Genomic DNA, 10,940 nt, shown 5'->3' with positions numbered 1-10,940 from the left:
GTTGGTGGTGGTGTTGGAGATGGTGTCGGTGCCGGCGTTGGTGGTGGTGTTGGAGATGGTGTCGGTGCCGGCGTTGGTTGGGGTGTGGGAGATGGTGTCGGTTGTGGTGTCGGTGTCGGGGTTGGTTGGGGTGTGGGAGATGGTGTGGGAGATGGTGTCGGTTCTGGTGTGGGAGATGGTGTCGGTTCTGGTGTGGGAGATGGTGTCGGTTCTGGTGTTGGTTCCGGCGTTGGCTGTGGTGTCGGTTCCGGCGTTGGTTCCGGTGTTGGTTGCGGGGTTGGTTCCGGTGTTGGTTCCGGTGTCGGTTGTGGTGTTGGAGATGGCGCAGAAGTAACGATCGCAATATTGCCCTGAGTGTAAGTGCTTGGCGGCACCGGCACCGCAAACTGTGGCGAAATAGTCTCGGAACCTGATGTAATGGCTCCCGCCGTCCCATTCTTTGTCGCATCGCCGACAATAAAAGGTGTAGTCGTGCTCCCCGCGTGGCGAATAGTAATCGCGCCGCCACTTGTGCCCTTAGCACTGGAAATGCTCGCATTTACACCGTTACTATCTGTAAAAGTGCCACTGACTGTGAGAAGATTGCCAGCCGTGAGGTCAATACTGCCGCCAGTAGACTGGAGAGTGCCTGTAACGGCGATATCGTTGGCAGCTTTGAGAGTAATATTGCCACCAGAAGTGGCGATCGCATCCAGCGCAATGTCGCCTCCCGACTCCAAAATCACAGGCCCGCCTGCTGTCGAAATCGCTCCCACTCCGATGCTATTGCCCGAAGCAACACCCGGTGAAACAAAAAATATCTCCCCTTGAATGACATTCGGCGGCAGATCCGCAGCATTCGCCAGAGTCGAAACGCCCGATCGCAGAATTAAAGCTGCACTACCTGAAAGCACCGCCGCATCTGGATCGGCGGAACCTGACAAAGTAGTATCTGGCCCTGTGATGGTAATATCTCCGGCCGCGATCGCGCCTTTTGCTTCTACCTTAAGTGAGGTTCCAGTATAATCCCCAAATCTCACATCTCCCTCGGAGCTAATAATCGGGTCGTACAAACTCAAAAAACTGCCACCGCTGCCAGACAATGTGAGGATACTTACATTACCTCCCGCAGCGAAGTGAGCATCACCGGAAACATTGCCGTTACTTAATAATGTGATATCCCCGGAGGATTGGAATGCAGGGTTAGGGTAATTTAGCGCGAAGATATCAATATTTTGATTGCCTTGTATAGTAAGATTGCCGCCCGCGATCGCCCTGAAAGGATAACTTCCATCCCTCACCCGCACCGTATCTCCTGCCAACAGATACAAGTTGTTCTCAGTAAGTAGCTGGGTTTCTACCAAAGTGAGATTACGTGCTGCCGAGAGTGTAGCATTCTGACTGTTAACAGTAGAACTAGCGATCGCCACATCCCCGCTTTCCACCCTCAAACCCGCCGTCAAAACCACTTCCCCAGCACCGTTAACGGAGATACCAGTAGCAGAGTTCCCACCTGCGCCCGCAAGCAATTGCGGAAGAGACAAAGGCAGAGATAATTGCCCATTCTGTGCCAACAATTCCCCGTCAACAACCCCAATTTCTAAACTTAATAAATGTCCTTCTTGACTAAGCAGAACAGCATTTTTACCGGGGACAGCAGCGACAATAATATTACCTTGGGGAGCATTGAGGGAACCAGTGTTGACGACAGTACCGCCAATTAAAGTTATACTTTGTCCAGGCAAAACAGCTAAATTACCTGCATTAATAATACTTCCCGCTTGGCTGAAACTAAAGTAAAAACTGTTCGGAGTTCCTATCAGCCTACTGTAATCGTTCGCTCCAGCCACATTGAACAAACCGGAATCAAAACCGATGTTAGTAGCAGTAGTAGCCGTAAAAGCAGCCGGAAGATTCAAGCTAGCATTAGGGCCAAATATCATGCCCGAAGGATTGATTAAAAACAGGTTGGAATTGCCGCCACTTACTTGAATTAAGCCGTTAATAATAGAAGGATTGCCGCCTACTACCCGACCCAGAATGTTCCGAATAGCGGGATTAGAGATAAAATTAGCAATCTGCCCTTCGGTAAGCCCAAACTGTTGAAAACTGTGGAAAAGATTCGCTCCATCTCTAGAAGTTTGACCGCCTGTAATATTCAAGCGATCGCCGTTGTCAGGCGTGACAGTAGTACCAGTGCGATCGGGTGCAGGAACAATGGGTTGTGCTGTTACTACCGCTGTACTCAAAATAGTGGCTGCGATCGCCAGCATTGCAGCACCTTGTATCGAAAAAAATGCTAGTTTCATTGTAATTGTGGTGTGTGATAACCCAGGCTGCGTAATGTGGGCTGGAAATAAAAGCAAAAGTGCGATCGACTGTTGATGCACCCTACAAACTAGGCGATCGAAATCGGGGCTACCACAAAGTATTTGCAGGCTGTTACCCCAAAAACTAAACATTTGTTAACAAACCCCATTTTGTCCTTTCTAACGTGCTATTCTATACACAAAGCTGGTGCGTTTTGACTGCGCGTTAATTTTTAGCAAAAAAATCAATATGCTCTCGATTCCAGGCGTTGCCGTTGTGACACTTCTCTATGAAAGCGCCAACTCTCTAGTTTATCGGGCGATTCGGGAAGCAGATAACCAGCCAATTATCCTCAAACTTCTGAAAGAAAGCTACCCCACACCTCAAGAATTGGTGCGCTACCGCACCGAATACCGCATCACTCAAGAGCTAAAAGAGGCGGGAGTCGTGCGGGTTTATGACTTGCAAAAATACCAAAACAGCCTCGTGATGTTTGTAGAGGACTTTGGTGGCGAATCCTTGACTATTTGGATGCAGCAGCGAAAGTTTAGTCTCAAGGAGTTTCTACAAATTGCGATCGCCACAACTGAAATTTTAGGGAAAATTCACAGGGCAAACATCATCCACAAAGATATTAACCCTTCTAATATTGTTTACAACAAGGCAACGAAACAATTAAAAATTATTGACTTTGGCATTTCCACTCAGCTAAGCCGAGAAACGCCGATACTGAAAAACCCCGGAGTTCTCGAAGGAACCCTTGCTTACATTTCACCAGAACAAACCGGGAGAATGAATCGTACTCTCGATTACCGGGCTGATTTTTACTCCCTCGGCGTCACCTTCTACGAATTGCTGACAGGAAAACTGCCTTTTGATACAGAAGACGCTTTAGAGCTAGTTCACTGCCACATTGCCAGACAGCCATTACCCCCGCACGAAATCGACCCAGAAGTTCCCGTAATTGTGTCTCAAATTGTCAGCAAGCTGATGGCTAAAAATGCCGAAAATCGCTATCAAACAGCCTTGGGAATCAAGCAGGATTTAGAAACTTGTCTTTTTCAATTACAAGCAACAGGTAATATTGAGACGTTTGCCTTGGGAACGCGGGATATTACCGACCGTTTCCTGATTCCCGAAAAGTTATACGGCAGGGAAACTGAAGTTTTTAATCTATTATCAGCCTTTGAACGAGTCAGTACAGGTAGCGCCGAGATGATGCTAGTCGCTGGCTTATCTGGCATTGGTAAAACCGCAGTAGTGAATGAAGTGCATAAGCCGATCGCCAGACAGCGCGGCTATTTTATCAAAGGCAAATACGACCAATTTGGGCGAAATATTCCTTTCAGTGCATTTGTGCAAGCATTTCGGGAATTGATGGGACAGTTGCTATCAGAAAGTGACGCTCAGGTACAAACATGGAAAACCCTGATTCTCACCGCAGTAGGCGATAGCGGGCAAGTCTTGATTGATGTAATTCCTGAGTTAGAACGCATCATTGGCCCTCAAAATCCTGCACTAGAATTGTCGGGGAGTGCCGCCCAAAATCGCTTCAATCTGCTGATGCAGAAATTTGTGCAAGTATTTACCCAAGCAGAACATCCCTTAGTGATGTTTCTGGACGATTTGCAGTGGGCCGATTCGGCATCGCTGAAATTGCTACAACTGTTGATGAAAGATACGGGGCATCTGTTAGTATTGGGTGCTTATCGGGATAATGAGGTATCATCGGCTCATCCGTTTATGTTGACTGTGGATGAGATTGTGAAGTCGGGAGCCACGGTGAATACGATTATCCTGCAAACGTTGAGTTTAGCAGATCTCAATCAGTTGGTAGCAGATACGCTGATTTGCGATTTATCTTTTGCTCAACCTTTGACAGAATTGGTTTATCAAAAAACCCAAGGTAATCCCTTTTTCTCGACTCAATTCCTCAAGGCGTTGCATGAAGATGCTCAAATTACTTTTGACTGGAATTTACGGCATTGGCAGTGCGATATTGCTCAAGCTAGACTTACCCATGCATCGGATGTGGTGGAGTTTATGGCTGTGCAATTGCAGAAGTTGCCTGCCCAAACTCAGGATGTTCTCAAACTGGCGGCTTGCATAGGGGCGCAGTTTGATTTAGAGACCTTGGCAATAGTCAGCGAAGAATTACCAGAACCAACTGCATCATCACTCTGGAGAGCATTACAAGAAGGACTCATTTTACCCATTACTGAAGGCTATAAATGCTTCCTTCAAACACAGGATATATCACATACTGAGTCTATTACCAATCCAAATTATAAGTTTCTGCACGATCGCGTCCAACAAGCGGCTTATTTCCTAATTCCCGAAAACCAAAAACAAGCGACTCATCTCAAAATCGGACAATTGCTGTTACAAAATTATTCGCAACTCGAAATAGAAGAAAAACTGTTTGATATTGTCGGGCATTTGAATCAAGGAATTGAGTTAATCGCCCAACCCAGGAAACGCTCAGCCTTAGCCCAACTCAACTTAGAAGCGGGAAGTAAAGCCAGAAGTTCTACAGCTTATGCAGCGGCAAATATCTATCTACAAACGGGAATTAAGCTACTGACACCCAACTGCTGGCAAACTCAATATCAATTAACCCTAAATCTTTATGTTGCTGCTGCCGAAGTTGCCTATTTGAATAGCGACTTTGATGGTATGGAACAGATGGCCGTACAAGTGTTGCAGAATGCCCAGACGATTTTAGACAAAGTTAAAATTTACGAAGTTCAAATCTATGCACAAACAGCCCAGAGCAAAATGCTCAAAGCAATTGCAATCGCAAGAGATGCACTTTTGGAATTAGGAGTTGAACTTCCCACCGAACCGAACGAGGCTTTGATTACCAAAGCGCTACAAAATCTTGCCAGCCAACTAAGCGACAGAAAAATTGAGGAATTGGTTGATTTGCCTGTGATGACCGATCTTCAGACTCGGGCAGCGATGCACCTCTTAGGAATGTTATTTGCACCCATTTATCAAGGAATGCCGAGTTTAACTCCCTTAGTGAGCTGCACGATGGTGAGTTTATCGGTTCAGTTTGGGAATTCACCTGCATCGACAGCCGGGTATGCGATTCATGGGATGGTGTTGTGTTCCTTTTTGGGAGAGGCAAAAACAGGCTATGCCTTTGGTAAATTGGCGCTCTCGTTGCTTGAACGGTTGAATGCGCGGGAGTACAAGTCCATGATTCTGCTGCTGTTTGGCTGCTTTATTCAGCATCATCAAGAAGCGCTCTTGGCAACGGTACTGACGCTAAAAGAGGGCTATACAGCGGGCATGGAAACAGGTGATTTTCTCTACGCTGGCTACAACATACACCAATACTTCGTAGACAAATTTATCGCTGGGGTAGAACTCGACACTTGGGAAACCGAAGTCGTAACTTACAAGGCTGGCTTGGCTCAGAAATATTCTCATGCTTTTTTAGATATGGCGCATCAGACGGTGAAGAACTTGAGGGAAGCCCCGATTCTGTGGGATTCCTTAATCGGAACAATCTGCGATGAAACGGTGATAATTCCCAAGCTCCTTCAGGGCAATGCACTCTCGGCGCTCATGGCTGCCTACATCTACAAACTGTTGCTTGCCTACTCATCGGGCAATTACACGGTCGCCCTAGACTGCATTGCCCAAAGCCAACAGTATTTAATGGCAGTATCGGGATTAATTTTTGTTCCCATTTTCCATTTCTATGCCGCCCTGACTCACCTAGCAATTTTTCCCACGCAGCCAGAGCACGAGCAAGCTAAAATTCTTGCCTTAGTGGAAACCCATCAAACCATTTTGCAAAAATGGGCGCAAAATGCTCCGATGAATTATCTGCATAAATGGTATTTGGTTGAGGGAGAACGGCAACGTGTGTTGGGCAATAAAGCTGAGGCGATTGAAATGTACGATCGCGCAATTTCTGGAGCCAAAGAAAATCAATTCTTTAATGAAGAAGCCCTCGCTAACGAACTCGCAGCCAAATTCTACTGGGAATGGGGTAAAGAAAAAATTGCTCAAGCCTACATATTTGAGGCGTATTATTGTTATATCCAATGGGGAGCCACTGCTAAAGTAATAGATTTAGAAACGCGATATCCTCAATTATTCGCGGCAATTCAATCCGGAAGAAAAAATATTAAAACTACAGGAACAGTGACGACCACGGGTTCTTCAGCTAGTAATTTAGATATCACCACAGTAATAAAAGCAACGAGCGCGATTTCAGGCGAAATTATGCTGGATAAGTTATTGTCTAGCTTGATGAAAATTTTGATGGAAAATGCGGGGTCACAAAAAGGCTATCTGATTTTGTCAACCCAGGAAAAGCTGTTAATTGAAGCTGAAGGAACAATAAATTCCCAACAAGTCACCGTGTTGCAGTCAATCCCCGTTGAAGATTGTCAAGAACTTTCCTCCGCAATTGTCAACTATGTGGCCCGCACTCAAGAAAGCGTGGTACTAGATGATGCTGCCAGAGAGGGACAATTTACCAACGACTCCTACATCCAAAAGCATCAGCCCAAATCAATTTTATGCGTGCCGCTAATTAACCAATCTCAAATCGTCAGTATTGTTTACCTAGAAAACAATCTGACAGCCGGAGCTTTTACGCCAGAAAGAGTGGAACTATTAAAAGTGTTATCTGGACAGGCGGCTATCTCGATTCAAAATTCTAAACTCTATACAGAAGTCCGCGAAAGTGAGAACAGGCTGACTCAATTTTTAGAAGCAATTCCAGTCGGGGTGTCAGTGCTGGATGCTTCTGGCAAACCTTACTATAGTAACCGCGCTGCTATTCAATTATTGGGTAAAGGAGTTATTCCTGAAGTCACCAGCGAGCAAATACCAGAGGTTTATCAACTCTATCAAGCGGGAACAGAGCAGGAATATCCCTCTGCACAGTTGCCGACTACGCGGGCGTTGAGTGGCGAAAGTGCCACTGTAGATGATATGGAAATTCACCAAGGCAACAAGATTATTCCTATAGAGGCTTGGGGTACGCCAATCTATGATGAAAAGGACAATATTTCTTATGCAATTGTAGCTTTTCAAGATATCACGGAGCGTAAAAAAGCCGAAACAGAGCGCATTAGATTTACCAATGAACTGTTCCAACTCAACAAAGCTTACGAGCGTTTCGTCCCCAATCAATTCCTCCAATTCTTAGAGAAATCAAGCATTGTCGATGTCGAATTGGGCGACCAAGTGCAGTTGGAAATGTCGGTGTTGTTTTCCGACATTCGCGACTTTACTACGCTTTCGGAGAGTATGACGCCGGAGGATAATTTCAGATTTATCAATTCCTATCTTTCTCGTATGGAACCAGTTATTAATGAAAATAAGGGGTTTATCGACAAATATATTGGCGATGCGATTATGGCGCTGTTTAGCGGCGAGGCCGATAATGCGGTGAAAGCGGGAATTGCTATGCTGCAGGGCCTCGTTGGATACAATCAACACCGCGCTAATTCTGGCTGTGCACCGATTCAGATTGGGATTGGAATTAATACTGGAACTTTGATGCTGGGAACGGTGGGAGGACAAAATCGCATGGAGGGCACAGTAATTTCCGATGCGGTGAATTTAGCTTCTCGCGTGGAGGGATTGACAAAAAATTATGGGGTGTCGCTGTTAATCACCCAGGAAACTTACTCGCGTTTACAAAATCCATCCCAGTACGCAATCCGCACCCTCGATACGGTAAAAGTCAAGGGAAAATCTGAAGCGGTGACGGTTTATGAGGTCTTTGATTGCGATCGCCCAGAAATTAAAGAGGGCAAGTTAGCTACGCTGGAATTGTTTGCACAAGCCTTGGCAATTTATTCGGAAGGGAAGTTAGCTAAAGCGGGGCGGCTGTTTGCCGAGTGTTGGCGTCAGAATCCCGGCGATGCCGTCGCTAAAATTTATTGGGAACGCTGTCAGTCTACTTTAAGAAATCGCACAAAAATCAAAGACAGGCCACACAATTTAGATTAATCGGCGTTGCTGAATTGAGGTATGATAAATGGAGCGAGCGATTCATAAAAACCAACTAACTGAAAGTGAAAGACAATGCAATGTCCCGAATGTAAGTCAACTCATGTTAATAAAAATGGCCACAAAAAAGGCAAGCAAAATTATATTTGTGTTGACTGTGGCCGGCAATTTATAGATTGCTATCAAAGCCACCGTGGCTACGAACAAGAAGTTAAATATGAATGCCTAAAGATGTATATCAATGGAATGGGTTTTCGTGCGATAGAGAGAGTAAAAGGCGTGCATCACACGACAATAATTAATTGGGTCAAGCAAGTTGGAAAATTGCTACCATCGGCTTACGATAAGCGAGATCATTCCCGAAGTAGGAGAACTAGATGAACTACAAACTTTTGTCGGCTCAAAAAAAACAAAATCTGGGTGTGGACACAGGGTAAACGCATCTAAATTAAGTTGACAGAAAATCATATTTGTGCAGGAGTTTTTTTTTATAAAACCATTCTTAAAACCCACATTCCGCAGATATTCAAGCAGAAGGAAAGGAAGATAGATTCGGAAACACAAAACTCCCAAACGATTGCACGGCAATCGTTTGGGAGTTTTTAGTGTATAATAGATTTCTGCTGTAAAGCAACTCTAAAAATCATGAACCAGCCATTATCGGGGATAAATATCGTAAATTTAGACCACTTGGGAATAGTAGCCGGGATAATAGATGAAATGGAATTGGTAGAAGAAGTCAACAAAAAAGTGGGGATAAGCAACAAAGAAACCCTCAGCCCAGGACAAGTCATGAAAGCGATGATTTTGAACGGATTAGGGTTTTTGAGCGCCCCAATCTACCTATTCGACACATTTTTTGTCGTCCAAGCAACAGAACATCTAATAGGAGAAGGAGTGACCCCTGAACAATTAAATGATGATAGAATAGGCAGAGCATTAGACAAATACCATCAAGCTGGAACGACACAGTTATTCACAGCGATCGCCCTGAAAGCAGCTCATAAATTTCAAGTAGAAATGAACAGCGTTCATCTAGACAGCAGTTCGATATCAGTAGAAGGAGCATACAAAACTCGTCAGGAAAAGAGTCAAGACATTGAAACAGACTCATCAAATCCACCCGATGAAATGAAAGCCATAAAAATCGTTCACAGATATTCAAGAGATCGAAGACCAGACCTCAAACAATTTATCATTGACACAATAGTCAGCGGTGATGGAGACGTACCATTGTATCTCAAAATAGATGATGGAAACGCCGATGATAAAAGCGTGTTTGTCTCCCGACTCAAAGAATTCAAAAACCAGTGGAATTTCGACGGAATCTGTGTAGCAGACAGTGCCTTGTACACAGCAGAAAACTTATCAGCAATGGCAGGAATGAAATGGATAACCCGAGTACCATTAAGTATCCGATCGGCCCGAGAAAAAATCTCAGCTATCTCAGATAAAGCCTGGAAGTCAGCCCAAATAAAAGGCTACAAAATAGCAGCCATAACTAGCGAGTATGCTAAGATCAAGCAAAGATGGATAGTAGTAGAAAGCGACATCAGAAAACAAGCAGCAATCAAAAAAATAGCCCGGGAAGTAGAAAAGCAATTAGAATCAGCTTCTTTCTCACTGCGCAAGCTATTCAGACAAGAGTTTGCGTGTATTGCTGACGCAGAAATCGCGATAAAAAGGTTATCCGATACCTGGAAGTATCACCAGATCGCAGAAATTGAATGCCGAGAAAAACCCGCCAAAAAAACGACAAGCAAGCAGAAACTAGAGCACCACACAAATCCAACAGTTTATCAAGTTACGGGTCAAATAGAAACCCGGTTATCAGTAATAGAAGCCGAACAAATCGCAGCCGGGAGATTTATATTAGCCACCAACATCTTAGACACTCAAGAGGTGAGCGACGAACAGATACTATTAGAGTACAAAGCGCAGCAAAGCAACGAGAGAGGATTTAGATTTATCAAAGATCCATTGTTTTTTACATCAAGCGTCTTTGTAAAAAATCCCGAGCGAGTCGAAGCAATAGGAATGATAATGGGACTGTGCTTGTTAGTTTATACCCGCTTCGCAAAGGAAATTGAGACAACAATTATCAGCTACCAATGAGGGAGTCAGAAATCAGGTAAATAAGCTCACCAATAAACCGACAATGCGATGGATATTTCAGATGTTTCAAGCGGTACATTTAGTGACGGTCAACGGCTCTAAACAAGTGAGCAATTTAACCCAAGACCGTCAAGATGTATTAAAGCATTTAGGACAGTATTGCAGTAGGTACTATTTAATGTTTTTAGGTGGATGACGCTCGTTATTAAGGTGTAGATATTGGTGAATAATCCACATTTATTAGTCAAGATAATTAGCTCTTGGCAGGATTTGTCTTGGCTAAAAAGCTGAGTTATTTCGAGAAAACAGCGCCATCAAGCTATTAAAAAAAGTCAATTATTTCAGTTTATTTAATTTTGGGAGATTTGAGCTGCTCCCGTGACGTTAAAACCGCATAAGTTCAACGGAAAAACTTTGGGGTTCCCACTTTTCACAACTGATAAAAAAATTCCACCCACATCTGCGGAATGTGGGTTAAAACTCTTAAATCTGATGCAATTAACCCAGTTAAAATCGAGCTTTAAGGACTTCTAAATTCTCAAAGCTGAATC

2 protein-coding genes and 2 pseudogenes are annotated in these 10,940 nt (G+C 44.3%); 3 read left to right on the top strand and 1 reads right to left on the bottom strand.

Annotated elements, in window-relative coordinates:
• The coding region (locus QUA99_RS21400; protein WP_445251033.1) for a two-partner secretion domain-containing protein at positions 1-2,252 on the bottom strand (2,252 nt) is incomplete at its 3' end.
• A 286-nt stretch (positions 2,253-2,538) separates the two neighbouring features.
• Between QUA99_RS21400 and QUA99_RS21395 the strand changes: the two genes are divergently transcribed.
• From QUA99_RS21395 to QUA99_RS21385, 3 genes and pseudogenes are all read left to right on the top strand, one after another.
• Entirely contained in the window at positions 2,539-8,274 is a 5,736-nt protein-coding gene (locus QUA99_RS21395) for an AAA family ATPase (protein ID WP_333241013.1), read from the top strand.
• Positions 8,275-8,349: 75 nt separating this feature from the next.
• Positions 8,350-8,703: pseudogene (locus tag QUA99_RS21390) on the top strand (IS1 family transposase); the annotation flags it as partial.
• A gap of 216 nt (positions 8,704-8,919) precedes the next feature.
• Positions 8,920-10,585: pseudogene (locus QUA99_RS21385) on the top strand (IS1634 family transposase).
• Positions 10,586-10,940: the final 355 nt, after the last annotated feature.

It is taken from the genome of Microcoleus sp. F10-B2 (genome assembly GCF_036704965.1).
In the GTDB taxonomy this organism is placed as follows: Bacteria; Cyanobacteriota; Cyanobacteriia; order Cyanobacteriales; family Microcoleaceae; genus Microcoleus.
Note: the sequence above shows the minus strand (reverse complement) of the source record. Positions and strands in the feature narration are given on the sequence as shown.

Excerpts from the sequence above, each read along its gene's own strand:
- QUA99_RS21395 (WP_333241013.1), top strand. The coding sequence starts at position 2,539 with ATGCTCTCGATTCCAGGCGTTGCCGTTGTGACACTTCTCTATGAAAGC.